The 23,644-nt window shown below is 62.7% G+C and carries 24 protein-coding genes and 1 pseudogene; 15 read left to right on the top strand and 10 right to left on the bottom strand.

All coding sequences use genetic code 11. The features are described from left to right. The first annotated feature begins 56 nt into the window (after positions 1-56). From pth to AB6N07_RS06010, 3 genes and pseudogenes are all read left to right on the top strand, one after another. A pseudogene (pth, locus tag AB6N07_RS06020) lies at positions 57-763 on the top strand (aminoacyl-tRNA hydrolase). A 97-nt stretch (positions 764-860) separates the two neighbouring features. Next, positions 861-1,955, top strand: a complete 1,095-nt coding sequence (gene ychF, locus AB6N07_RS06015; protein ID WP_370676900.1) for a redox-regulated ATPase YchF — start codon at positions 861-863, stop codon at positions 1,953-1,955. A 227-nt stretch (positions 1,956-2,182) separates the two neighbouring features. Next, positions 2,183-2,356 (top strand): hypothetical protein, encoded by a 174-nt coding sequence (locus AB6N07_RS06010; RefSeq protein WP_370676899.1) that lies wholly within the window; start codon positions 2,183-2,185, stop codon positions 2,354-2,356. A gap of 123 nt (positions 2,357-2,479) precedes the next feature. On the opposite strand, the gene fliJ is transcribed toward AB6N07_RS06010, so the two are convergent. Together fliJ and fliI are read right to left on the bottom strand one after the other, a co-directional pair. Beyond that, a complete protein-coding gene (gene fliJ, locus AB6N07_RS06005) occupies positions 2,480-2,893 on the bottom strand; it encodes a flagellar export protein FliJ (protein WP_370676898.1) in 414 nt (137 codons plus the stop codon). Between the two features lie 6 nt (positions 2,894-2,899). Then, complete coding sequence (gene fliI / locus AB6N07_RS06000; RefSeq protein WP_370676897.1) at positions 2,900-4,252, bottom strand: flagellar protein export ATPase FliI; 1,353 nt, start codon at positions 4,250-4,252, stop codon at positions 2,900-2,902. Between the two features lie 398 nt (positions 4,253-4,650). Between fliI and ctrA the strand changes: the two genes are divergently transcribed. Next, positions 4,651-5,346: a response regulator transcription factor CtrA gene (gene ctrA / locus AB6N07_RS05995; RefSeq protein WP_026792093.1), complete on the top strand. Its 696-nt coding sequence runs from the start codon at positions 4,651-4,653 to the stop codon at positions 5,344-5,346. Between the two features lie 320 nt (positions 5,347-5,666). On the opposite strand, the gene AB6N07_RS05990 is transcribed toward ctrA, so the two are convergent. Continuing rightward, a complete protein-coding gene (locus tag AB6N07_RS05990) occupies positions 5,667-6,044 on the bottom strand; it encodes a hypothetical protein (RefSeq protein WP_370676896.1) in 378 nt (125 codons plus the stop codon). 151 nt (positions 6,045-6,195) lie between these two features. Then, on the bottom strand, positions 6,196-6,570 hold the full coding sequence (gene cutA / locus AB6N07_RS05985; protein ID WP_370676895.1) for a divalent-cation tolerance protein CutA: 375 nt from the start codon (positions 6,568-6,570) through the stop codon (positions 6,196-6,198). A gap of 375 nt (positions 6,571-6,945) precedes the next feature. Here cutA and AB6N07_RS05980 point away from each other — a divergent pair, with 375 nt between their 5' ends. After that, entirely contained in the window at positions 6,946-7,731 is a 786-nt protein-coding gene (locus AB6N07_RS05980; protein WP_370676894.1) for an NAD kinase, read from the top strand. A gap of 81 nt (positions 7,732-7,812) precedes the next feature. Beyond that, positions 7,813-8,355 carry an Hpt domain-containing protein gene (locus AB6N07_RS05975; protein ID WP_370676893.1) on the top strand — a complete coding sequence of 181 codons (543 nt, stop codon included), beginning with the start codon at positions 7,813-7,815 and terminating at the stop codon, positions 8,353-8,355. A gap of 101 nt (positions 8,356-8,456) precedes the next feature. Here AB6N07_RS05975 and AB6N07_RS05970 read toward each other — a convergent pair whose 3' ends face one another. From AB6N07_RS05970 to AB6N07_RS05960, 3 genes are all read right to left on the bottom strand, one after another. Next, positions 8,457-9,611, bottom strand: a complete 1,155-nt coding sequence (locus tag AB6N07_RS05970) for a DUF2336 domain-containing protein (RefSeq protein WP_370676892.1) — start codon at positions 9,609-9,611, stop codon at positions 8,457-8,459. Positions 9,612-9,749: 138 nt separating this feature from the next. Beyond that, positions 9,750-10,187 carry a YqaA family protein gene (locus tag AB6N07_RS05965; protein WP_370676891.1) on the bottom strand — a complete coding sequence of 146 codons (438 nt, stop codon included), beginning with the start codon at positions 10,185-10,187 and terminating at the stop codon, positions 9,750-9,752. Positions 10,188-10,259: 72 nt separating this feature from the next. Then, positions 10,260-11,408 carry a lytic transglycosylase domain-containing protein gene (locus tag AB6N07_RS05960; protein WP_370676890.1) on the bottom strand — a complete coding sequence of 383 codons (1,149 nt, stop codon included), beginning with the start codon at positions 11,406-11,408 and terminating at the stop codon, positions 10,260-10,262. Positions 11,409-11,527: 119 nt separating this feature from the next. Here AB6N07_RS05960 and AB6N07_RS05955 point away from each other — a divergent pair, with 119 nt between their 5' ends. Together AB6N07_RS05955 and AB6N07_RS05950 are read left to right on the top strand one after the other, a co-directional pair. Next, positions 11,528-12,139, top strand: a complete 612-nt coding sequence (locus AB6N07_RS05955; RefSeq protein ID WP_370676889.1) for a hypothetical protein — start codon at positions 11,528-11,530, stop codon at positions 12,137-12,139. 137 nt (positions 12,140-12,276) lie between these two features. Further along, positions 12,277-13,581, top strand: a complete 1,305-nt coding sequence (locus AB6N07_RS05950; protein ID WP_370676888.1) for a hemolysin family protein — start codon at positions 12,277-12,279, stop codon at positions 13,579-13,581. A 150-nt stretch (positions 13,582-13,731) separates the two neighbouring features. On the opposite strand, the gene AB6N07_RS05945 is transcribed toward AB6N07_RS05950, so the two are convergent. Continuing rightward, positions 13,732-14,169 (bottom strand): MarR family transcriptional regulator, encoded by a 438-nt coding sequence (locus AB6N07_RS05945; RefSeq protein WP_370676887.1) that lies wholly within the window; start codon positions 14,167-14,169, stop codon positions 13,732-13,734. Between the two features lie 573 nt (positions 14,170-14,742). On the opposite strand from AB6N07_RS05945, the gene AB6N07_RS05940 reads away from it, so the two are divergent. Continuing rightward, entirely contained in the window at positions 14,743-15,519 is a 777-nt protein-coding gene (locus AB6N07_RS05940) for a metal ABC transporter ATP-binding protein (protein ID WP_370676886.1), read from the top strand. Then, on the top strand, positions 15,516-16,385 hold the full coding sequence (locus AB6N07_RS05935; RefSeq protein WP_370676885.1) for a metal ABC transporter permease: 870 nt from the start codon (positions 15,516-15,518) through the stop codon (positions 16,383-16,385). Before AB6N07_RS05940 ends, AB6N07_RS05935 begins: the two co-directional genes overlap by 4 nt. A 218-nt stretch (positions 16,386-16,603) precedes the next feature. Here AB6N07_RS05935 and AB6N07_RS05930 read toward each other — a convergent pair whose 3' ends face one another. Beyond that, positions 16,604-17,437: a hypothetical protein gene (locus AB6N07_RS05930; protein ID WP_370676884.1), complete on the bottom strand. Its 834-nt coding sequence runs from the start codon at positions 17,435-17,437 to the stop codon at positions 16,604-16,606. Positions 17,438-17,580: 143 nt separating this feature from the next. Further along, positions 17,581-18,156 (bottom strand): DUF1134 domain-containing protein, encoded by a 576-nt coding sequence (locus tag AB6N07_RS05925; protein WP_370676883.1) that lies wholly within the window; start codon positions 18,154-18,156, stop codon positions 17,581-17,583. 249 nt (positions 18,157-18,405) lie between these two features. On the opposite strand from AB6N07_RS05925, the gene AB6N07_RS05920 reads away from it, so the two are divergent. The 5 genes from AB6N07_RS05920 (at position 18,406) to AB6N07_RS05900 (ending at position 23,631) form a co-directional block, all read left to right on the top strand. Beyond that, entirely contained in the window at positions 18,406-18,786 is a 381-nt protein-coding gene (locus AB6N07_RS05920; RefSeq protein ID WP_370676882.1) for a YHS domain-containing (seleno)protein, read from the top strand. Positions 18,787-19,055: 269 nt separating this feature from the next. Beyond that, entirely contained in the window at positions 19,056-19,727 is a 672-nt protein-coding gene (chpT, locus tag AB6N07_RS05915; protein ID WP_370676881.1) for a histidine phosphotransferase ChpT, read from the top strand. Between the two features lie 227 nt (positions 19,728-19,954). Continuing rightward, positions 19,955-22,732, top strand: a complete 2,778-nt coding sequence (locus AB6N07_RS05910) for a chemotaxis protein CheW (protein WP_370676880.1) — start codon at positions 19,955-19,957, stop codon at positions 22,730-22,732. Further along, positions 22,729-23,220, top strand: a complete 492-nt coding sequence (locus tag AB6N07_RS05905) for a chemotaxis protein CheW (protein WP_370676879.1) — start codon at positions 22,729-22,731, stop codon at positions 23,218-23,220. Before AB6N07_RS05910 ends, AB6N07_RS05905 begins: the two co-directional genes overlap by 4 nt. Positions 23,221-23,265: 45 nt before the next feature. After that, positions 23,266-23,631 (top strand): PleD family two-component system response regulator, encoded by a 366-nt coding sequence (locus tag AB6N07_RS05900; RefSeq protein WP_370676878.1) that lies wholly within the window; start codon positions 23,266-23,268, stop codon positions 23,629-23,631. Positions 23,632-23,644 lie beyond the last annotated feature (13 nt).

The following is a 23,644-nucleotide window of genomic DNA, read 5'->3' as shown; positions in this document are numbered from 1 at the left end:
GACATTCGGGGTTCCGGTCGCGAGATCGGAACCCCTGATCTTTTCGGGAGAGGCGCGTGCTCATCCTCGTCGGTCTTGGCAATCCGGGCGCCAAATATGCGTCGAACCGCCACAACATCGGCTTCATGGCGGCCGACGTCATCCACACGCGCCACCGTTTTCCCCCTGGCGGAAGAATTTCCAGGCCGAGGTGTCGGAAGGCACCATCGGCGGCGAACGCGTGCTGTTGATGAAGCCGCAGACCTACATGAACGAGAGCGGCCGCTCGGTCGGCGATGCCGTTCGCTTCCTGAAGCTCGCCCCGTCCGACGTCGTCGTCATCCATGACGAACTCGATCTGCCGCCCGGCAAGCTCCGGATGAAGGTCGGTGGCGGCCACGGCGGCCACAACGGCCTGCGCTCCATCACGTCACAGATCACCGACGCCTACCGTCGCATGCGGCTTGGCATCGGCCACCCCGGCGACAAGGCGCTCGTCCATAACCATGTGCTCTCCGACTTCGCCAAGGCCGACCGCGACTGGCTGGTTCGTCTGCTCGACGCCATCGCCGACAACGCCGACGAGCTGGTGAAAGGCGCCGACGCCACCTTCGCCAACCGCATCCACGCCATCACCGAGCCGAAGCCGGAACGCAAGCCAAAGCCCGACGCAGCCACCGACAAGACAACACCGGCCGGCGAGCCGGTACCGGAGAAGCCGCCGGAAAAGAATGCCATGGCGGCCATCCTGAAGAGCCTGCTCGCCCAGAAGAACCGGCGGTGACGCTCCCCTTCAGGACATAATTCCCTTGACGGCCGGCGGGACGCTTCCCTAACACCTCGGTCAATCATTCCTCGCTCCAGACGAAAGCCTGATCACCATGGGTTTCAAGTGCGGCATCGTCGGTCTGCCCAACGTCGGCAAGTCCACGCTCTTCAACGCGCTCACCAAGACCGCGGCCGCCCAGGCGGCCAATTATCCTTTCTGCACCATCGAGCCGAACACCGGCGAGGTGGCCGTCCCCGACACGCGCCTCGCCATTCTGTGCGAGAAGGCCAAGTCGGCGCAGGCCGTGCCGACGCGCATCACCTTCGTCGACATTGCCGGCCTGGTGCGCGGCGCTTCCAAGGGCGAGGGCCTCGGCAACCAGTTTCTCGGCAACATCCGCGAGGTGGATGCCATCGTCCACGTGCTCCGCTGTTTCGAGGACACCGACATCACCCACGTCGAGGGGCGCATCGATCCGGTGAGCGACGCCGAGACGGTGGAAACCGAGCTGATGCTGTCCGATCTCGACAGCCTTGAACGGCGCGTCGTGCCGCTGCGCAAGCGCGCCCAGGGCGGCGACAAGGAAATCAAGGAGCAGGTCGAGCTGATGGACCTCGCCCTCGAGGCGCTGCGCGACGGCCGACCGGCCCGCACCGCCAGCATTCCCAAGGGCGCGGAAGGTGCCTTCGCCGGCCTCAATCTGCTGACCTCCAAGCCGGTGCTTTACGTCTGCAACGTCGAGGAAGCGGCGGCGGCCACCGGCAACAGCCAGTCGGCGCGCGTGTTCGAGATGGCGGAGAAGCTAGGCGCCAAGGCTGTGGTCATTTCGGCGGCCATCGAGTCGGAAGTCGCCCAGCTCGACGACGCCGAGCAGAAGGAATTTCTGGAAACGCTCGGCCTTGAAGAGCCTGGCCTCGATCGGCTGATCCGCGCCGGCTACGAGCTGCTCGGCTTGATCACCTATTTCACCGTCGGCCCGAAAGAAACCCGCGCCTGGACGATCGTCAACGGCACCAAGGCGCCGCAGGCGGCCGGCGTCATCCACACCGACTTTGAGCGCGGCTTCATCCGCGCCCAGACCATCGCCTATGAAGACTACATCGCCTATGGCGAGGCGAAGGCCAAGGAGCTCGGCAAGGCGCGCGACGAAGGCAAGGAATATGTCGTCGCCGACGGCGACGTCATGCTGTTCAAGTTCAACACCTGATCGCACTGTTGCCACATTTTTGACGCCGCCGTGGAACCTTCGCGGCGGCGTTGGCGTTTCCTATTTTGGTTCCCTTATTCTGTTTCCGGCCGGAACACCGCGTTTACCAACTGTTTACCGCGATGAACGCGAGATGAACGGTAGGTTCGGGGCCTGTTCAAGCCGGCCGGAATATGGTGACATCATGGCGCGGAAAGGGCTGCGCCAAACAAGAACGGCAGCACGCCATGGCCCGCAGGACCAAACTTCTGAGCTGGATCGCCGCCGCGCTGGTGGCGCTGACCACCGTGGTCGCCGCCAGTACCCTGCCCAACCGGCTGTGGCCTAGTGACTTCAGCGTCAGCGTCGAAATTTCCGGGACGGCCGGTGCCGGCGTGTCGACCAGCTGGCAGGCGCCCTGAGCGGACAAGCGGTCGAAGAACACACATTCGGCGCGCCCGACACCAATGACAACGGCGGGCATGCTGAGCATACCCGCCGGGAAAATCCTGGACGATGGGGAATAACGCGTCGATTTCGACCGGTCAGCTCGCGTGATACGAGCGGCGCGCCGCCACTTCGTCGAGCGCGTCCTGCTCGGCAGCGTCCTGAACGGTCTTCTCGCGCATCTGATCGCGCTCCTCCAGAAGCTCGATCTTCTTCATTTCCTCGACCGCCTCGCTGAGCGCGGCCTGCGCGGCGTCGAGCTGCCCCCTGAGATCGTTGGCCGACCCCATGAGGTTGTCGCGCCGGCCCATCGCCGCTTTGGCAAAGGTCGGATAGGCGAAGTGCGCGATGTCGGTGATGCCACTACGCTTCTGTTCAGACAGAATCTGCTCGTCGAGTTCTGAGGCCATGCGCTCGAACTCGGCAATCATCATTTCGATCTGCATCACCTGCCGACGCTTCTCGTCGACCTGAAACCGCTTGAGTCGGATAAGACTGTTGCGAGATTTCATTTCAAATTACTCCCCGGAATGCGCGTATCGTAAACCGACAGTGCTTTCCAAAAGGTGAGCAAGATCTCGGTATCCGTCATGACGACGGGTACATTCACCCTTTCCTTGCGTCAAAAAGGCTTCGAGCGGGCCGGAAACGTCGATCGACTGGTCGACTTCCGGGTTGCTGCCGCGCCGGTAGGCCCCGAGGCGGATCAGTTCCTCCATGTCGGCGAAGGTGGCCATCAGCCGTTTGGCATCGCGGATCATCGGCCGAATCTCCTCCTCGATGCAACCGGGCATGGTGCGCGACACCGTCTTCAGAACATTGACCGCCGGATAGCGGCCGCGCTCGGCGATGGCGCGCTCCATGACGATATGGCCGTCGAGGATACCGCGTACGGCGTCGGCCACCGGTTCGTTGTGGTTGTCGCCATCGACCAGCACTGTGAACAGGCCGGTAATGGTGCCGCCGCCCACCGGGCCAGGGCCGGCGCGTTCGAGAAGGCGCGGCAGCTCGGAGAACACCGTCGGCGTATATCCTTTGGACGTCGGCGGTTCGCCGGCCGACAGGCCGATCTCGCGCTGGGCCATGGCAAAACGCGTCACCGAATCCATCAGACAGAGCACATTCTGCCCATCGTCGCGAAAATGCTCGGCGATGGTTAGCGTCAGATAGGCGGCCTGGCGCCGCATCAGCGCGGTCTCGTCGGACGTGGCGACCACCACCACCGAGCGGGCGAGGCCGTCCTCCCCAAGGTCGTCCTCGATGAATTCCTGCACCTCGCGGCCGCGTTCGCCGACCAGACCGATCACCGACACGTCGCAGGCCGTATATCGGGCCAGCATGGAGAGGAGCACCGACTTGCCGACGCCGGAGCCGGCGAAGATACCCATGCGCTGACCAAGGCAGCAGGTGGCAAAAGTATTAAGAACGCGCACGCCAAGGTCGATCGGCTCGCCCACCCGCGCCCGCTCGGCGGCCTGCGGCGGCGAGGCCCTGAGCGGCATCTCGCGCGGCCCCAGCGGCAGTGGTCCCTTGCCGTCGATCGGCTCGCCGAAGGCGTTGACCACCCGGCCGAGCCAGCCCTCCGACGGCCTGACCGATCCCGACGACGCCGAGATCGTCGCCTTGGCGCCGAGACGAACCCCTTCCATCGAAGCGAACGGCAGGCAGAGCGCCTTGCCGTCGCGGAATCCGACCACTTCCACCGGGACCTGGGCGCCACCAAAGCCGCTGACCGACAGGCGCGCGCCAACGCTCATCTCCTGCACCGGGCCAGCCACTTCCACCAGCATGCCCTGCACGCTGGACACCCGCCCGTAAATTTCGAGCGGACGGAGGGCTTCGATTTCAGCGGCGAGCCGGTCGAGGGTCATCGGCGGGGCTTCCGAGCAAAAGGTTTCCGAATTGATTCGGATTTCCTGACCAGTGTAACGCTTCGTTAAGGTCGGGCGTTAATACTTTGCTTAAGAGTACGGCGGTGATCGACCGGGGCAAAATGGGGTGTGGACAAGGAATCTTCGTGGAGTCGGCAGAATCGCTTAGGCAAAAATGTTAATTTGCTGGATGAGGATAACCGAAGCCAATTTATCGTGGATTCTGAATGGCCTGTCCGAACTTTCGTCGGTTTTTCGTCAAAGTGCTTGCGGCCGAGAATCATTGTTTGTTAACCATTCGGAACTAGCCTTGAGCCCGATAGCCCATGTCCGGCGGAAGTCCGGACGGCTTCCGACAGAATGTCGGGCCCGAGGCCCTAGAAAAAGGGGATAACGGAATGCGAGTTTTGCTGATCGAGGACGACAGCGCGACCGCACAGAGCATCGAGCTGATGCTGAAGTCCGAGAGCTTTAACGTCTATACGACGGATCTTGGCGAGGAAGGTATCGACCTCGGCAAGCTATATGACTACGACATCATCCTGCTGGACCTCAACCTGCCGGACATGTCGGGTTATGAAGTGCTCAGGACGCTGCGCGTGTCGAAGGTAAAGACGCCGATCCTAATTCTGTCGGGTCTTGGCAACATCGAGGACAAGGTGCGCGGTCTCGGCTTCGGAGCCGACGACTACATGACCAAGCCGTTCCACAAGGACGAGCTGATCGCCCGCATCCATGCCATCGTTCGTCGCTCCAAGGGGCATGCCCAGTCGGTCATCGTCACCGGTGATCTGGTGGTCAACCTCGACACCAAGACCGTCGAGGTCAATGGCAACCGCGTGCATCTGACTGGCAAAGAATATCAGATGCTTGAGCTGCTTTCCCTGCGCAAGGGAACGACGCTCACCAAGGAGATGTTCCTCAACCATCTCTATGGCGGCATGGACGAGCCGGAACTCAAGATCATCGACGTGTTCATCTGCAAGCTTCGCAAGAAGCTCGCTAATGCCACCGATGGCCGCAACTATATCGAGACCGTCTGGGGCCGCGGCTACGTGCTGCGCGAGCCGGACGAGATCCAGGAAGCGGTCTGATCTTATCCGACCCAGCGAGCAGCGGCGCGTTTTCCCCTTTCGCGCCGCGCTTGGCGTCACCCCGGCTTCGGCCGGGGTTTTTTGTTTTATGGGGATCTTTTCGTCAAAACTGAATTTAGAGCCACTCCAGCAAAAGTGGGAACCGGTTTTGCGTCCGGAGTTGCGTGAAAACAAAAGGCTGGGGCATGTTGGCGAACCGGAGTTTGCCGGACATGTTTTAGCAGCATCATCCGACCGGAGTGAAACGAGGGTCGAAAAGATGATGCTTTCTAAACAACAACTGAGAGAGCCGATCTGATTCAGTCAGATCGAATAGCGCGCTAAAGCCTTCCTGTCTTCAGGAAGATTTGCTCGCGCAAAACCGTAAACAGGCCATGCAGACTGCCAACGATCACCGCCCCAAACCAACCTAAATTCATAAAAACAATAGAAACGAAACAAATCCCGAAAATAGATAGAGCGGAGAAGTCAGCAGATACCAAAAAGCAGATTAAAACTCCTGAAGAAAAGAAAATCAACAACATTAAAACTATAAGGCCACCCACAAAGGCAAAGCAGGCGCCAAGAGCAACGCTGATAAAGGACACGCCTACTAAATATATCAGCATGATATCTTCCCGCTGCCCCAGCATTCGTGCGATCGTCTGCACCAGAAAGCACGAGGCGAAGCTATCCAATAACTTGAGAACCGTCGCCATAAAATAACGCGAACAATGGAGATATATACAACCTCAAGAGGAGACCGCAAACATTTATCAATGAAAATATTTTTGATATATAGCGTATTCCTACGCATATGATTTAAACATAAATAGATAAGAAAACTCAGGAATTCCGTAGCGAATACGCTCACTCCTGAGATCGGAAGGTCTTCGGTAGCGCCGTACTTTCTTCACCGCCGGTCTCGGCCCGGATCCAGGCGGCAACGCCGCGCCCGGCGCCGGCGAGCGCAACCACCTCGATGGCCGGCTGCTGGTAGGGATGGTTGGCGACGATCGCCGTATAAAGCGATTCCACAAAATCCTCGCGCGTCTTCATGGTGACGAGCACCTCGCTGTCCTCGCTGATTTCGCCCATCCAGCGATAGACACTGCGAACGCCCGGCACGATGTTGGCGCAGGCGGCAAGGCGCCTTTCCACGACGAGGCGAGCGATGGTGAGCGCTACCTCCTCGTTCGGGCAGGTAACACTAACGATACGCAGGTCGTCGACGGCTTTAGACATGAGTTCTCCCGTAACTTTCAGGCAATGGTTCGGCTCCGGCATTGGCATCCGCCTTATGCCATTTGGAACTCAAATGCCAAATTCGCTCCCCTGGCCAGAACACGCGCCAGCCCCAGACGGAATCGTCTGATCGCCAAGTGAATGTTCCAGATTCTTCCGCCAGAGCAAACACTTTTCAATTGGATAGGTTCAACCCAGCCGATGTTCCTGCAACAATCGCGGTTGGCGCGGCACGTTTCCTTTTCGGCGTGCCCATGCTAGATCATATCCTACGAAAGTGGACCCCCATTTGCGGCGGCCGCATCGTCCGGATGCCGGCAGTGGCAGGGGGCGGCGAGGGCCGGCCGGAGCAAGACGACTGACACGACGGACCTGATGCCGCACAACGGACGCCCTTCCTTCGAACACCTTTCTTTTGTCGCCAGCGATACGCCCGAGGCTCAGGACGCCAAGGCAAGCCTGACCGCCGAGTATGGCAATGTTGCCGCCGATGACGCCGATGCCATCGTCGCTCTGGGCGGCGACGGGTTGATGCTGCAGACGCTCCACCGCTTCATCAACACCGACAAGCCGATCTATGGCCTCAACTGCGGCTCGGTCGGCTTCCTGATGAACGAGTTTCGCGTCGACGGCCTTCGGGAGCGGCTTGCTGATTCGGTGGTCACCGCGCTACATCCACTCGCCATGGAGGCGACGACGGTGCTCGGCGACACCCACCTCGCCCACGCTTTCAACGAAGTGTCGCTGATGCGGCAGACCTACCAGGCGGCCAAGCTCAGAATTTCGATCGACGACAAGGTGCGCCTCGACGAGATGAGCTGCGACGGCGTGCTGGTGGCGACGCCGGCCGGCTCGACCGCCTACAATCTGTCCGCCCACGGCCCCATCCTGCCGATCCATGTGCCGTTGCTCGCCGTCACACCGATCAGCGCCTTCCGGCCGCGCGGTTGGCGCGGCGCGGTCATTCCCGACCGTTGCACGATCGTCATCGACGTGCTCGAGCACAAGAAGCGGCCGGTCTCGGTCGCCGCGGACCACCAGGAAGTGCGCGATGTGCTGCGCGTCGAAATCAAGGCCGACGTGCGCCAGCGCAGCCTCATTTTATTCGATCGCAACCATGGCTGGGAGGAACGTGTCCTCACGGAACAATTCCGGACCTGAGGGAGCAACGTTTCTTTAAGCGGCAGCGGCGACAATCGCCTCTTGCGGCTCTTCGCCGTGCAGTCGACGGAAACAGCGCCGATGTCAAAATCCTCCGATGGCACCGAATATATCGAGGCCAAGAACGACCTTAGAAAGAAGGTACGGGAGATCCGCCGTCGCTCGCCAGCCGACGATCCGGTAAAGCGTGCCGAAGCGGCGCTACAGATTCTGTCGACCCATTTCGACGACTGGATGCTCGACGAGGTCAAGTCGATGTTCGAGACGCGCGACGCATGGATCGCCGTCGACTATCGCGAGGGCGAAGAGAAGCGCGCCTTCCATCGTGCCGTCCACGACATCAAGGGCCAGTCGACGACGCTTGGCTTCCCGCTGGCCACCCGGGTCGCCGGCAGCCTCTGCGCCCTGCTGGAACGCATTACCGACCGTCCGCTGGTACCGATCGACCTCATCAATCAGCATGTCGATGCCATCAGGGCCATCGTCCGCGAACGCGCAAAGGACGAGCAGAACCGGATCGGAGCGGCCCTGTCGCAGACGCTGCTCGAGGTCACGGAGGTCTATATCGCCCGGCACGGCCATGTGGACGAAGAGGACGACGGCGTCATCGTCCGCGATCTCTGACGAGCTTGTCCTTCTGAGGGGTTGAGATCGCCCGTTCTGCGGGCGATGGGCTTTGCTTATTGATCCGGCAGAAGCGATAAAGCCCACTACTACTGGCTACTTCAGGCCGCGGTCCGCTGGCGTTCTCGCCGGGCGGCCATCATGTCCCGTGCCGCCGTGCGGGCGCTTTCGGCGGCGAGCCGCCTGAGCATGGCGAGGAGATCGTCAACTTCACCCGGCGCGAATTCCTGATAGCGGGTGAGAATGCGCTCAACCATCCGGCGGCCATAGCGCGGCTCGTCGCCCTCGCGGCCGTCGTAATCGAGGTCGCGCCAAACATCGAGCGCGGCCAGGAAAGCAGCGTGGCTGCGCTCCGGCAATCCGGCACGCGCGAACAGCGCCCTCAGCGCGCCCGGTCGTCCATCGATCAACAGCGCGTAGACACGCGTTGCCGGCAGGCCGGACAGGCGAGCGAGCGCCGCCTCGAGGAAGCGGATGTGGCCTTCGCACATCGAGCGGATGAGCAGTGCCGTCGTCAGCTGCCCGGAAGCCCTGAGATGCTCGACCAGCGCGGCAAGTTCCGCTTCGCCGGCCGAGCCGGCAAGGAACACCGTCGCCTTGTCGCAGGCCTCGCGCAACACAACGCCAGCCCGCTTGGGCGCGATCCAAGCCCGGCCGACCAGGAAGCGACCGAGCTTTTCACTGAGCGCCGAGATCAGCGACTGCCGCACGGCGAGCGGCAAGTCGCGGCGGGCAAACAGCGCCTCGCGGATGTCGCCGTCTGTTCCAAGACGGCCGGCGATCGCCGCGAAGGCCTCGCCGTCGAGGTCGGCCCCGGGATTGCCAAGCAGGACGAGTACGGCATCGCGGTTGCCCTCGGCGGCGATGGCATCAGCCACTTCGAAGGAAACCCACGGACGGCTGGCGATCGCCTTGGCGATCGATGGCGTACCAAGCGCCACCGCCGCCGCCAGCTCGCTGTCGATCAGGCAGGGCGAGCGACGGAAGATCGGCTCGGCGATGGCCGGCAAATCCTGCGACAACGTCACGATGAGATGGCGCGGCGCCGTCTCATGAATCGACAGCGCCTCAGCGAGCGCGCGGCGGACGTCGGGCGACGGATCGTCGGCGAGCAACGTCAGCGTCGCCTCGATCATCTCTCGCGCCTCGCGCGTGAGGTCGCTATGGACATAGCTCCTGACCAGCGCCGGCACAGCCGAGGCACGGGCCGGCGCCGGGGCATTCTCCATCCAGTCGATGAGCCGAAAACGCCCCATGCTCTAGTCCCGTTACGCTATTACGCCAGCGCCAAGGCGCCGGTCGTCACGAACGGAATGTTCCCATACCGACCCTTAAGGATTGGTTCACCATGATATTCCGAAGACGAAGAGGCCGGCACAACTGCCCGGGCCAGTTCATATGAGGCTGAGGGTTGCCGCCGCGAGCACCACATAACGGCCGGTTTTGGCAACGGCGACCAGAGCAAGGAAGACGGGAAACGGTTCGCGCGCCAGACCGGCGACGACGGTCAGAGGATCGCCGACGACCGGAACCCAGCTCAGCAGCAGCGACCATTTTCCGTAGCGCCGATAATGGTCTTGCGCACGAAGGAGGGCCGCCGGCTTGACCGGAAACCAAGGGTGCTCCCGGAAACGTTCGATACCCCGGCCCAGCAACCAGTTGGCGGCCGATCCAAGTACATTGCCCAGACTGGCGATCGTCACAAGCAGCCAAACCGGGTAATCGCCGGTCAGCAAAAGGGCGACCAGGGCGGTTTCCGACTGCATCGGCAGGATGGTCGCCGCGGCGAGGGCCGCCAGGAACAGCCCACCATAGACGGCAAGATCGATCATGCCGGCTTCCGTTCAGTGGCATGTGAAATCGACAAGCAGAATACCAAGAGGCATTTTCAATGCATCTTGGTATCAGTTGTCGTTGAGGAAGCTGGCGAGATTGAGCGGCCCGCTCGCCTTGAAGCCACGGTCGAGAATCTGACCTGGCTGGCTGGCACGAAGCGCCGCGCTGGTATCGGCAGCGCCGGAGGCAACTTTGCCGAGGCCAGAACCGTCATCGGCAAGCGCGGCGTGGAACAGGTTCGATGACAGGCTGAACCTCTGCCAGAAGGATGAGGAGCCGTTGGCGGTCGCGGGTGCGTCGGCGCGGTAGATCGACGAGAAGGCATTTGTCGGCGCAGCCGCCGTCCACCCCGAATTGGACGTTCCTTCCGTCGAGGTCACTCCGGAGAGCGCTGATTCCGCCTCGGCCACACGTTGCGATGCGCCGCCGCCCGTCTCGGCATCGGTATAACCGAGCGCCGGATCCCAGCGGGTAGCGGCGGGCTCATCCGCTCTGTCCAGCCGGGCCACGATATGACCGGCATTGACGGCAACCGGCGTCGTATCGCCATGCTTGCCGGTCAGGTTGGCATAGACCTCGGCAACGGAGCGCTCGCGTCCGCCTTCGTAGAAGATGGCGGGGTTGGCGCGCGCCGCCTGCGGCAGCAGATCGGCGGCGCTCGATGTCGGATCGCTGCCAGTGGCGCCGATCAACGCCGAAGCACCCTTGGCGCCAAGGAAATGGGCGGCGTAGAGCTCGCCCGCTGTCGCATCACGGCCGATGTCATCGCGCAAGGAATCCGCATTTCGGCGGGTGAAGGCGCCGGCCACCAGCGAAGACACTTTGGGATCCTCGCGCAAAGCCAGGATCTTCTGCCGCTCGGTAGGGTCGGCCACTTGATAACGACCGCTTGCTGTCTTGGATATTTCGGCGCTGTACTGCCCAAGGCCCAGCGATGGCCCCTCTTCCTTCAGCGTCTGAAGCCAGGTGCCTTCGACGAACTGGAATAGGCCGGTCGCCGACGAGGTCGAAGCCTTGGCGTCGGTTCGCAAGGACGACTCCCGCTGAGCGGTGTCGACGAGATACTGAAAGGACGTGCCGGTGCTATCGCTTGCCGCGTCGAAAGCCTGCTCGATGCGGTCGGAAATGCCCGCGCCTGAAATGCCTGTTGACGTGGTCGGCGGCGCCGTCGTCTTCTGCGCCGGCGTCCCGTAGACCCATTGGAAAACCGGATTCATCGACGTTTCACCAGCGATGGCCTTTCCGGGAGGTCCCGGCGGGCCGAAAGGGCAAGACTAACCAACCTCGGTTAGTTCTTTGTTAATCATTCTGGACAGGAATGGTTAAGGATTAGTAAATGTCTTTTGTCTTCCAGTTACTCAGCAGAAACATTGGGAAAGACTTGATAAACTGCCCAGCGTTGCTGTGGCCGCTCATCGCGGCCGGCGACCAACCGCCCGGTGTCACCTTTTCCATCGCGACGGCCGATCCCGACACTGCTCGCGCCGCCGTCTCCGCCGGTGCCCGTGCCGTTCTGGTCCCTGTGGAGGACGATTTCGCACTGGCGGATCGGATGGCAGTGGCCTTGTCGGTCGCAGAAGCGGAGCTCGGTCTGGCCGACGGTGTCCTGTCGCTGATCCTCGAAATCTCCGGCCCGGCTACCGCCCTCCACCTTGGACGCCATCTTCCGGCATCGCGGCGACTTGCCGCCATCGGCATCGATCTCGATGGCTTCGGTCGAGGGGCGGCAGGGGCAGTCGATGCGCCTCGCACGGTCGCCGCCGGTCTCGTGGCGTTGGCCAGCGCGGCGCTCCACCTGCCCGCCTACCTTACCGGCGCGGCAAGCCTTTCACCATCAGGCAAACCGGCCATCGGCGGCTTCACTCATCTGCTCGTCGATGCCGACGGCGTGGCGCGCTCGCCCCTCGCAAGTCCCCCCTGGCGATCGCCAACGGACATTTCACGCTAGTTCTTTGTTTTTCCACAGTCCGCTCCCGACGGCTTCCGCAACTTTTCGGACGTGTGGTCTAGCGAGAAACCCGAACAGCCTGTATTTTTCCTCCACGAGCAACTCGCGACGGAGCAGCCGGGCAACCCCCGCACCCCATGGGCTACCTCTTTGAAATCGGCGTTATCTTCATCCTCCTGATCCTGAACGGTCTTTTCGCCATGTCCGAGCTGGCGGTGGTATCCTCGCGCCGTCCACGCCTTGAGGCCATGGCCGCCAGGGGGTCGAAGGGCGCCGCGACGGTTCTGAAGCTCGCCGCCAATCCCGGGCGTTTCATGTCGTCGGTGCAGATCGGCATCACGCTGGTCGGCATCCTGGCCGGTGCCTATTCAGGCGCGACGCTATCGGAGCCGCTCGCCAGTTTGCTGCTGGCCGAGGGCGTTCCGGCATCGATCGCCTCAGGCCTAGCCATCGCGCTGGTGGTCGGCCTCATCACCTATTTTTCTCTGGTGATCGGCGAGTTGGTACCCAAGCAGATCGCGCTGGCCAATCCGGAGGCGGTGGCTTCGCTGATGGCCCGGCCGATGCTGGGCGTCGCCTTCATTGCCGCGCCGGTGGCGCTCATTCTCGAGCGGTCGAGCCGCCTGATCATCAGCGCCCTTGGCCTCAAATCGACGGGTCAGAGCGCGGTCACCGAGGAAGAGATCAAGGCGGTAATCGCCGAAGGCACCAGCTCCGGTATCCTCGAGCCCGAGGAAAAGGAATTGATGGCCGGCGTCATGCGCTTCGGCGACCGGTCGATCCGCGCCGTGATGATCCCGCGCCCCGACATCACCGGCATCGATCTCGAATGGGACAACCAGCGCATCATCGAGGCGATCGCCAATTCCTCGCACTCGCGCTATCCGGTGTTCACCGGCTCGATCGACATGGTGCAGGGCGTCATTCAGGCCAAGGATCTTCTCGATCAGCACCTCAAGGACGAGCCGCTCGATATCAAAAGCCGCATACGCCAGGTCGACATGGTGCCCGACACGGCATCGGCCCTTGACGTGCTCGACACGCTGCGCCGCTCGCCGCTGCAAATGGTCATGGTGATCGACGAATACGGTTCGGTGGAAGGCATGGTGACCGCCGCCGACATCCTCACCGCCATCGTCGGCAACCTCGGCGGTGAAACCAACGAAGAACTCAGCGAGATCGTCATGCGCGCCGACGGCAGCTGGCTGATCGATGCCGATCTCGGCGTCGATCTGGTGGCCGAAAAGATCAACTGCCAGGGCCTTGACGACCCCGACCGCGATTACGAGACGCTGGCCGGTTTCGTGCTGTCGGTGACCAAAGCCATTCCATCGACTGGCGACATCGTCGACTGGCGCGGCTGGACGTTCGAAATCGTCGACATGGACAGCCGGCGCATCGACAAGGTGCTGGTCACGGCGCCACGGTCATCACAGGCCTGATCGCTCCCGAACCATCGCGGCGGTCGAAATCACCGCCTTCGTAGGGCAGAGGCCGGAGCAATTGAAAAACCCGAGAAGGTCCGTACGAGCGGTCCTCCTCGGGCAAAATGCCTCTCCACGGACGGCATCGCCGCCCCGAAATCCGCTCGCTCAGTCGTCGCCGGGCTGCGCGCCGATCTGGGCGACGATACCGGCGCAGGCGTCGGCACAGGCGCTGACCCTCTCGCGCCCAACGGTATTAGTGATGCGCTGGACGAGATCGGTATAGTCGGTCTCGATCGGCGCAATCGTCTTGCGGCCGTAGTCGGTCAGCGACACCAGCGTCTTCCTGAGGTCCTCGAACTGCTGGGCGCGATTGATCAGATCGCGCGCCTCGAGATCGCGCAGGATGCGCGACAGGCTGGATGCCCGGACGAAAGTGTTGGCGGCGAGTTCAGAGGCGATCATCGGCGAACGCGTTTGCAGCTCGTGCAACACGCGCCACTGCGGTTCGGTAAGACCGGCAACTTTCATGCTGGGCCGCAGTGTCTCGATCACCGACTCGTAGGCCAACAGGAACGTTTTCATAAGATCGGGTTCGGCCGCCATGGCTGCCTCGCCTGCATTTTGGCGAACGGAGGAAAGGAGGGTGCTAGTGACCACTTGCTCGACCTTGAGGAATCATGTTGGGGTTTTATCCTACTAAACAACAAATCCAGAGATTTCAAGTATGCATCTCGCACATATCTTGAATAGCTTAATCTCCAGTCCAAGTCTTTTAGACAGTCTCCAACTACCGTTTCATAAATGAAAATTGTTTCCTAGACTGATACATAATTACATTTACATACATGAATTCGTCGTGATGCCCTGCCCCGGTAAATAAGATTTTACCGATTATAATCTCGACAGATTCCAAACTGTAAAGTGGACAGGCCTGCGAGACGGTTGACCCACGAAACGTTATATCATAACGGTGTCTTTCGACTATGTCCACCAAGCCAGAGCCGTCATGCTGCAAAACTCGCTTCGCTCCCTGTCTTCTGCGAATTCCGATACTGGCCGGCCTGCCATCGTTGTCATTCGGCCGTCGGTACTCCGCCTCGGTCTCGGCACTCGCCTCGCCGGCGCGGCCTGCTTTATGGCCGGCATCTGGGGGTTGATCGGCTGGGTGTTGCGGTGATGACCTTTGGCGAACAGGCTCAGCCAGCCGAGGGCGCGACGCTCACCTTCCTGAACGCCACCATCGGCTATGATCGCCATCCCGCCTTGCACCATCTTTCGGCATGCTTTCCGGCAGGTAGCATGACGGCCATCGTCGGCCCCAACGGCGCCGGCAAATCCACGCTGCTCAAGGCGGCGATCGGCCACCTTCGGCCGATGGAGGGCGATGTCCGGATCAGCGGCTGCCGGCGAACGGAGATCGCCTATCTGCCGCAACTTGCCGAAATCGATCGTAACTTTCCGCTGCCGGTGTTCGACTTCGTCGCCATGGGGCTGTGGCAGCGTCGCGGCGCCTTCGGTGGTTTCCGCCGCGACGACGACGAGGACGTGGCGCGGGCGCTGGCCGGCGTCGGTCTCGTCGGCTTCGAGCAACGGCCGCTCGACACGTTGTCCGGCGGCCAGTTGCAGCGGGTGTTGTTCGCCCGCCTTGCCTTGCAGGACGCGCCGCTGATCTTGTTGGATGAACCCTTCTCCGCCGTCGACGATCGCGCCATCGGCGAGCTGATGGACGTCGTGACCCGCTGGAACGCCGAGGGACGCACGGTGATCGCCGTGTTGCACGACCTCGACCTGGTACGCCGCCGCTTCCCCCGGACGTTGCTGATCGCCCGCCAGCTGATCGCCGAGGGCGATACCGATGATGTGCTCACATCACCCAACCTCGCCGCCGCCCGCCGCCACATCGAGGCCTGGGACGAAGCCGCCCCCTTCTGCGAGGCCGAGCCCGCCGAATGACCGCCACCGATCTTCTATCCGTCTTCTCCGATTTTGCCTTCATGCGCCGGGCGCTCGCCGGCTGCCTGGTGCTGTCGGTGGCCGCCGCTCCCGTCGGCGTCTTCCTGATGCTGCGACGCCTGTCGCTGACCGGTGACGCCATGGCCCACGCCATTCTGCCGGGCGTCGCGGCGGGCTATCTCCTAGCCGGCCTCAACCTCTGGGCCATGACGGCGGGCGGCCTCGCCGCCGGTCTTGCCATCGCGCTGATGGCAAGTGCCGTCACCCGCCTGACGCCGCTCAAGGAAGATGCGTCGCTCGCCACCCTCTACCTCATCTCGCTGGCGCTCGGCGTCATCCTGATTTCCGCGCGCGGGTCGGCGGTCGACGTCATGCACCTATTGTTCGGCTCGGTGCTGGCCATCGACGATACCGCCCTGGTGTTCATCGGCATCGTCGCCTCGATCACCATCGTCGCCTTCGCGATTCTGTGGCGGCCACTGGTGCTGGAATGCGTCGACCCCGGCTTCCTCAAGGCGGTCGGCGGACGCGGCGCGGTCATCCATGTCGCCTTCATGCTGGTGATGGTGCTGAACCTGATCGCCGGCTTCCAGGCGCTCGGCACGCTGCTGTCGGTTGGCCTGATGATGCTGCCCGCCGCCAGCGCCCGCTTCTGGACACGCTCGCTCGGCGCCATGACGGCGCTAGCCATGGTCTTCGCTGCTACCGCCTCGGTGATCGGTCTTGCCGCGTCCTTCGTCGCCAACCTGCCTTCGGGGCCGGCGATCATCGTTGCCGCCGGCATTCTCTACGCGCTCTCCATCGTCTTTGGGCCAACCGGCGGCCTGATCGCCCGCTTCAGGCCGGCGCGGCACCGTACCGGCTAAAGCGGCTCACAGAAACGCAACGCCCTTCGATGTCAGGCCAATTTCGCGCAGATGCCGACGCATACGGTCATTGAGCGCAGCTGGTTTTTCATTTGCATCAGAGACCGTTTGAAATTCACTCCGGCATGTCGGCTGGCACGGCTTTCGAGAAGCGGAGCGCAACGGTCATTGGGCCCGTGAACACCGGGCGTAGAAAGCTGGATCAGAAAGAAGGCCTTTCAAGACGAGCCGGATTGCGGGGCGTCGCCCGACGGCTCAGTCCCCTTGGCAAGCGCCGACTCGATGCGCTGCCGGGCCACGGCATTGCGGGCGCGCAGCAGCTTCAGCCGATTGGCGAGATCGTCGATCCGGGCATCGTCATCAAGCTCGGCTGTCTTGACAACCAACTTATCCACCTGCCGCTCCGCCTTCGCCCCGAAATCGACGTGAATGACAGGCGCCGTCGGCGTGGTAGGCGCCGATGGGAAGATGCTCGGCGGGTAAACCAGCGGCGGCGTGTGGGTGAGATCGGCGATGGTTTCGGACAATACGGCGATGCGCGCCTCGGCCTCGACCAAGGCCATCTTCATGTCGGCCGCCAGCGACTCCGCCTCGTCGCGGCTTTCCTCGGCTTCCATCGAGCGGATGCTGATCTTGCGCTGCAGGTCGCGACGCTCGGCGTCGACGCGCGCCACCGCCTCGTGAGCATAGCGGGCGATCGAATGCGCCTCGTCAAGGCGCCTTTCATAATCGGCGAGCGTCGCCTCGAAGCCCTTCTTCTCGGCTTCGAGCGCTTGCGCCCGCTCGCGATCCTGAAAGCTCCGGAGTTCAGCGGCCGCCGCCGTCTGCCGTGCCGTGTCAAGCGCAACTTCGACCCGTGCCATGCGGGCGGCCATCTCCGCTCGGATCGCGTCCTTGGCCGCTGCCATCTCGGCAACAGAGCGCGGCAACTGCTGGTCCAGTCGGCGACGATAGAGGCGCACAGCGCGCGAGTTGATCGCCGGCATCAATAGCAGGGCGAACAGCCCCGCCACCAACACGCCCGCCAGAAAGATCAGCACCGTCTCGATCACGTCATGCCATCCCGTGGCAGATCAATCCGCCCTAGCCGATGTTTGTCGCGCATTGGGCAGGAAACGGTCAAGGGCGGACCGGCATTCCCGTCCGCCCGATGGCGAAAAAAGTGGCGACACATGGCTCAGTAGCCGCGAAAGCCTCAGAATGGGTTCCACGTCGCCTGCGGCGTGAACTTCAGATAGCCGACATTGACGCCGAGACGGGCACCAACGCCCGTGCGCACCGGCACCAGCGTGACGTCGCCCAGGCGCAACGCGGTGATGCCGAAGCCGCCCACCAGATAGGCCGAACCGGCGACGCCGCCGAAGCGCTGGTAGATCGACTGCATCGAGGGCAGATTGTAGACCAGGATCATGGTGCGCGCGCCATCGCCGCCGAAATCGATCCCGAACGTCGGCCCTTGCCAGTAGACGCGCGCCGAGCCGGCATTGCGCGTGTAGAGCGTTCCCTCGCCGTAGCGCAGGCCGCCGAACAGCGCGCCCGAACCCTCTTGGCCAAGAATGTAGCCGTTGGGCTGGCCGTAGTTCGCCGCCGACCGCTCGATTGCCGAGGCAAGGCCGCTCGACATTTCGCCGAAGAACTTGTGGCCAGTATCCACCAACTCCGATGACGAATAGGTCTCGTGTGCCTGTTGGGCATTGGCAGGCATCACCACCGCGCCCATGAAGGCCAGCAAGAGGAAAGGTAGCGCTTTCAGCACCGACAAACGCGACATCGGCAATCCCTCCACGTCCCGTCCGCCACCCGCCGAAGCGGCGGAACGACGAGATCATCAGAACATTAACCTCGCCGACACCCCATCCAGGCAAGATGAACGGTAGGGTCGGTCGGTGACATCATGATCATACAGACGAATCAGACATCACGACGGCAAGATTGGGTGAGTTTTATCGCCCGCGCCATTGTTTTGTCGCTGTTTTTCCTCACCCCTTGCCAGCCGGTAAACGCACTAGACGAAAGGATAGTGTTCGATCCTTACACCGGACTGTCGCTCGGCGGGTACGACCCGGTGGCCTATTTCGTCAGCAACGCCGCCGTTCCCGGCCTCACGGACTACGAGGAAGTATACGGCGATACCTACTGGCATTTCGCCACCGAGGGCAACGCCGCGGCTTTCCGCGCCGCTCCGGCCGTCTACATCCCCGGATTTGGCGGCTATGCCCTGGCGGCCATCGCGCGCGGCGTCGCCCAGCCCGGCAACCCCACCCTGTTCGCCATCCACCGCAACCGCCTCTACCTCTTCGCCTCCGAGGACGAGCGGCAAACCTTCCTCGCTGATCCCGAAGCCATGATCTCCGCCGCCGCCGCCCACTGGCCGGATGTGCTGAAACTGCTGGCTTATTGACGGCCCAAGAGGCGGATTCCGATGGTTCGTATCCCTCCAGGGCTACGTTTCCACGGGAAATCCTGCGCGTCGGAAGGCGCGGCGCGGGTGGCAAAGGCGGACGGCGGACAGGACCAACCTCGCTCCTTACCAATATGTCATCCACCTTTGCGGTGTTTGGCGGCTTCCCGCGCTTGTGAGCATCGGCGGCGGGCGTTATCCATGAGCCCAAACAATTGACCGATTCGTCGGTGGGCTCTGCCCGTCGGCCTGAACCAATGGAACCGACCATGTCCGACCTGGCCAAGCTGGAAGCCCTGGATTTTGCCGCCCTGCTCTGCTCGCGCGTCTGCCATGACATCATCTCGCCGGTCGGCGCCATTACCAACGGCCTCGAGGTGCTCGACGAGGAAAACAATGAGGAAATGAAGGCTTTTGCCTTCGACCTCATCCGCAAAAGCGCCCGCACAGCCTCATCCAAGCTGCAGTTCGCCCGCCTCGCCTTTGGCGCGGCCGGTTCGGTGGGCGCGGAAGTCGACCTGGGCGACGCCGAAACGGTGGCCAAGCGCTACATGGAAAGCGAAAAGGCCGACATCGACTGGCAGGCGACCCGCCGCCTGTTGCCGAAGAACCAGGTGAAGCTGCTCCTCAACGTGCTGCTGATTGCGCTGCAGGCCATTCCCCGCGGCGGTAAAGTGGTGGTGCGTGTCGACGGCGATCTGCCCTACCCGGTCCAGCGGATCGAGGCCACCGGCGCCGCCTCGCGCATTCCGCCCCGCATCGTCGAGCTTCTGGCCGGCGACCTCGGCGATCACGTCGACGCCCACGCCATCCAGCCCTATTACGCCGGGGCGCTTGCCCGCGCCGCCGGCCTCGCCATCGAAATCTCCAAGGATGGCGACACCGTCATCTTCGAGGCGAAAGCAGCCGAGACCGCCCTTGGGGGCGAGCGAGCTGAATAAAGAGTTAACCGCCTCCACAATTACTGATAGTCACAGCGCTCCCTGAGGTGGGCGCCTTGCGTCAACTGTCGACAAGCCTCGACATGTTGGAGGCAAACGCGCGTTTGCGGCCGAGACTTCAATCAATATTAACAGTTTGACCGGACACTTGACCCTAAAGCGACTGGTAGAGCGAACGCCATTTTGAAAAGCGCCGCTTCCGGTTGGGCCTTCCCTGGGGGTGAAGTATGGACGACCTTTTGCGTGAATTCCTCACCGAGACAAACGAGTCGCTCGATACCGTAGACGTGGAATTGGTGAAGTTCGAGCAAGAGCCGAACAACGCCCGCATTCTCGATAACATTTTCCGCCTGGTCCATACGATCAAGGGTACCTGCGGTTTCCTCGGCCTGCCGCGCCTCGAAGCGCTGGCCCACGCCGCCGAGACGCTGATGGGCAAGTTCCGTGAGGGCGCCGCCGTCACCCAGGAGGCGGTCAGCCTCGTCCTGCAGACGATCGACCGCATCAAGGGCATTCTGGCCGAACTCGAAGCCAACGAGGGCGAAGAGCCCAAGGGCGACGATCGCGACCTGATCTCGTTGCTCGAGGCCATGTCGATGGCCGAGGCCACGCCTCGCAAGGAAGCGCCGAAAAAGGAAAAAGCGAAGGAAAAGGCCGGAACGCTGGTCGCCCAGGTTCTCGAACGCGAGCTGCGCCCCGGTGAGGTGTCGCTCGACGAGCTGGAGCGCGCCTTCCGCGAAACTCCCGTCGAAGTGATCGTCACCGCCGAGGCAGCTCCCTCTGTTGTCGAAGAGGCGCCCGCGCCGGCTCCCGTCGGCATCGATTTTGCCCGCGTCGCCGCCGAGATCGAAGCGCGTATGAAGCAGGCGAGCCCCGACGACAAGCCGGGCAAGGCCAAGCTGACCACTGAAGAAGGTGAAGCCGAGGCCGAGGCCAAGATCGAAAAGGGCTCTGTGTCGAGCCAGTCGATCCGCGTCAACGTCGAGACGCTCGAACACCTCATGACCATGGTCTCCGAGCTGGTGTTGACCCGCAACCAGTTGCTTGAGATCGTTCGCCGCCACGAGGACAGCGAATTCAAGGTGCCGCTGCAGCGCCTGTCCAACGTCACCGCCGAACTGCAGGAAGGCGTCATGAAGACGCGCATGCAGCCGATCGGCAACGCTTGGCAGAAGCTGCCCCGCATCGTCCGCGACCTCGCCCAGGAACTCGGCAAGCAGATCGAACTCGACATGATCGGCGCCGAAACCGAACTCGACCGCCAGGTGCTGGAGCTGATCAAGGACCCGCTCACCCACATGGTGCGCAACTCGGCCGACCACGGCCTGGAGCGGCCCGATGATCGCCGCAAGGCCGGCAAGACCGAGAAGGGCACCATCCGCCTCGCCGCCTATCACGAGGGTGGCCACATCATCATCGAGATCGCCGACGACGGTCGCGGCCTCAACCTCGATCGCATCAAGCAGAAGATCGTCGAGAACGGCCTCGCCAGCGACGCCGAACTCGAGAAGATGACTGAGAGTCAGATCTTCAAGTACATCTTCGCCCCCGGCTTCTCGACCGCTGCAAAGGTGACCTCGGTGTCGGGGCGCGGCGTCGGCATGGACGTCGTCCGCACCAACATCGAGACCATCGGTGGCACGGTCGATCTGAAGTCGGTGCAGGGCAAGGGCACCACCTTCACCATCAAGATCCCGCTGACGCTGGCCATCGTGTCGACGCTGATCGTCGAGAGCTGTGGCGACCGCTTCGCCATCCCGCAGCTCTCCGTGGTCGAACTGGTGCGCGTGCAGAACAACTCCGAGCACCGCATCGAACGCATCAAGGACACCCCGGTCCTCCGCCTGCGCAACAAGCTGTTGCCGCTGGTGCCGCTCGCCGGCCTCCTCAAGGTCGAGGTTTCGGCCGAGAAGAGCGAGGATGAGGGCTTCATCGTCGTCATGCAGGTTGGCAACGTCACCTTCGGCCTGGTGGTCGACGGAGTCTTCCACACGGAAGAAATCGTCGTCAAGCCGATGTCGAAGATGCTGCGCCACATCACCATGTTCTCCGGCAACACCATCCTCGGTGACGGCTCGGTGATCATGATCGTCGATCCGAACGGGGTCGCCAGCGCCATCGGCACCGCCGTGGCCGCCGACACGCTCGACAACCATGCCGGAGCGGACGCCACACGCGGCGTCGACAACGACGCCAAGATCTCCATGCTGCTGTTCCGCGCCGGTTCGCCCGAGCCGAAGGCAGTGCCGCTGTCGCTGGTCACCCGCCTCGAGGAATTCGAGATCGAAAAGATCGAGCATTCCAACGGCCGCGACCTCGTGCAGTACCGTGGCTCGCTGATGCCGCTGGTCTACCCGAACTACGATGTACGCCGCCGCGAGGAAGGCACCCAGCCGATGCTGGTCTTCTCCGACGCCGGCCGCTCGATGGGCCTCGTCGTCGACGAGATCGTCGACATCGTCGAAGAGAGCCTCAACATCCAGGTTGGCTCCGACGTGCCGGGCGTGCTCGGCTCGGCGGTGATCAAGGGCAAGGCTACCGAGATCCTCGATATCGGCCACTACCTGCCGCTCGCCTTCGAGGATTGGTTCAAGCGCAAGGAAATCTCGTCGGCCGCGCTGACGCGCAAGCTGCTGTTCATCGACGACAGCGCCTTCTTCCGCAACATGCTGGGCCCCGTGATGAAGGCCGCCGGCTTCGACGTGACGGTCTGCGCTTCGGCCACCGAGGCCATGCGCCTCCTGGGTGAAGGCGCCGCCTTCGACGTCATCGTCTCCGACATCGAGATGCCGGTGGTCAATGGCTTCGAGTTCGCCGAGATCCTGCGCCGCGATGCCCGCTTCCGGCACACGCCGATCATCGCCCTGTCGGCTCTCTGCACACCGGCGTCGATCGAGCGCGGCCGCCAGTCCGGCTTCGACGAATATGTCGCCAAGTTCGACCGTCCGGGCCTGATCGCGGCCCTGAAGGAAATCACCAGCGCTGACTATGGGATTGCAGCATGACCGCCACCAGCCATACCCCCGGCGCCGCCGCCAACGACAGCCATTCCGGCCAGATCCAGTACGTGACCGTGTTCATCGGCGGTCAGCTGTTCGGCCTGCCGATCCACAAGGTGCATGACGTCTTCGTGCCAGAGAGCATGACGCGGGTGCCGCTGTCCGCGCCGGAGGTGGCCGGCGTGCTCAACCTGCGCGGCCGCATCGTGACCGCCATCAACATGCGCCGTCGCCTTGGCCTACCCCAGCGCGAAGGCAACCACGGCATCATGGCCGTCGGCATCGAGTATCGTGGGGAGTCCTACGGTCTCATCATCGACGAGGTCGGCGAGGTCCTCAACCTCGACGCCAGCGGCCGCGAAGCCAACCCGGCCAACCTCGATGGCCGTTGGGCCGAAATTTCCGGCGGCGTCCATCGCCTGTCCGGACAGCTGATGGTCATCCTTGATGTCGAGCGCGTGCTCGGCCGCATGCATGGCGACCTGGCTGCCTGACGTGACGACTCAAGAAGCCGGCGTCACCCGCCGCAGGAGTGAAACATGAAGACCTGTCTCGTGGTCGACGACTCGAGCGTCATCCGCAAGGTGGCTCGGCGCATTCTCGAGGACCTGTCCTTCACCATCGTCGAAGCCGAGGATGGTCAGCAGGCGCTCGAGAAATGCCAGGAGACGATGCCGGATGCCATTCTGCTCGACTGGAACATGCCGGTGATGGACGGTCTGGAATTCCTTGCCCAGCTCCGCAAGCTTGAGGACGGCGACACGCCGAAGGTGGTGTTCTGCACCACCGAGAATGACGTCGGCCACATTGCCCGCGCCATCCGTGCCGGCGCCAACGAATACATCATGAAGCCCTTTGATCGGGAAATTGTCGAAGCCAAGTTCCAGGAAGTCGGGCTTCTCTGACGGTTCAAAGATC

This window comes from Pleomorphomonas sp. PLEO (assembly GCF_041320595.1).
Lineage (GTDB): Bacteria > Pseudomonadota > Alphaproteobacteria > Rhizobiales > Pleomorphomonadaceae > Pleomorphomonas.
Note: the sequence above shows the minus strand (reverse complement) of the source record. Positions and strands in the feature narration are given on the sequence as shown.

Bases quoted from the DNA above. Each gene is read 5' to 3' on its own strand.
- ychF (WP_370676900.1), top strand. From the start codon at position 861: ATGGGTTTCAAGTGCGGCATCGTCGGTCTGCCCAACGTCGGCAAGTCC.
- AB6N07_RS06010 (WP_370676899.1), top strand. From the start codon at position 2,183: ATGGCCCGCAGGACCAAACTTCTGAGCTGGATCGCCGCCGCGCTGGTG.
- fliJ (WP_370676898.1), bottom strand. From the start codon at position 2,893: ATGAAATCTCGCAACAGTCTTATCCGACTCAAGCGGTTTCAGGTCGAC.
- fliI (WP_370676897.1), bottom strand. From the start codon at position 4,252: ATGACCCTCGACCGGCTCGCCGCTGAAATCGAAGCCCTCCGTCCGCTC.
- ctrA (WP_026792093.1), top strand. From the start codon at position 4,651: ATGCGAGTTTTGCTGATCGAGGACGACAGCGCGACCGCACAGAGCATC.
- AB6N07_RS05990 (WP_370676896.1), bottom strand. From the start codon at position 6,044: ATGGCGACGGTTCTCAAGTTATTGGATAGCTTCGCCTCGTGCTTTCTG.
- cutA (WP_370676895.1), bottom strand. From the start codon at position 6,570: ATGTCTAAAGCCGTCGACGACCTGCGTATCGTTAGTGTTACCTGCCCG.
- AB6N07_RS05980 (WP_370676894.1), top strand. From the start codon at position 6,946: ATGCCGCACAACGGACGCCCTTCCTTCGAACACCTTTCTTTTGTCGCC.
- AB6N07_RS05975 (WP_370676893.1), top strand. From the start codon at position 7,813: ATGTCAAAATCCTCCGATGGCACCGAATATATCGAGGCCAAGAACGAC.
- AB6N07_RS05970 (WP_370676892.1), bottom strand. From the start codon at position 9,611: ATGGGGCGTTTTCGGCTCATCGACTGGATGGAGAATGCCCCGGCGCCG.
- AB6N07_RS05965 (WP_370676891.1), bottom strand. From the start codon at position 10,187: ATGATCGATCTTGCCGTCTATGGTGGGCTGTTCCTGGCGGCCCTCGCC.
- AB6N07_RS05960 (WP_370676890.1), bottom strand. From the start codon at position 11,408: ATGAATCCGGTTTTCCAATGGGTCTACGGGACGCCGGCGCAGAAGACG.
- AB6N07_RS05955 (WP_370676889.1), top strand. From the start codon at position 11,528: ATGTCTTTTGTCTTCCAGTTACTCAGCAGAAACATTGGGAAAGACTTG.
- AB6N07_RS05950 (WP_370676888.1), top strand. From the start codon at position 12,277: ATGGGCTACCTCTTTGAAATCGGCGTTATCTTCATCCTCCTGATCCTG.
- AB6N07_RS05945 (WP_370676887.1), bottom strand. From the start codon at position 14,169: ATGGCGGCCGAACCCGATCTTATGAAAACGTTCCTGTTGGCCTACGAG.
- AB6N07_RS05940 (WP_370676886.1), top strand. From the start codon at position 14,743: ATGACCTTTGGCGAACAGGCTCAGCCAGCCGAGGGCGCGACGCTCACC.
- AB6N07_RS05935 (WP_370676885.1), top strand. From the start codon at position 15,516: ATGACCGCCACCGATCTTCTATCCGTCTTCTCCGATTTTGCCTTCATG.
- AB6N07_RS05925 (WP_370676883.1), bottom strand. From the start codon at position 18,156: ATGTCGCGTTTGTCGGTGCTGAAAGCGCTACCTTTCCTCTTGCTGGCC.
- chpT (WP_370676881.1), top strand. From the start codon at position 19,056: ATGTCCGACCTGGCCAAGCTGGAAGCCCTGGATTTTGCCGCCCTGCTC.
- AB6N07_RS05910 (WP_370676880.1), top strand. From the start codon at position 19,955: ATGGACGACCTTTTGCGTGAATTCCTCACCGAGACAAACGAGTCGCTC.
- AB6N07_RS05905 (WP_370676879.1), top strand. From the start codon at position 22,729: ATGACCGCCACCAGCCATACCCCCGGCGCCGCCGCCAACGACAGCCAT.
- AB6N07_RS05900 (WP_370676878.1), top strand. From the start codon at position 23,266: ATGAAGACCTGTCTCGTGGTCGACGACTCGAGCGTCATCCGCAAGGTG.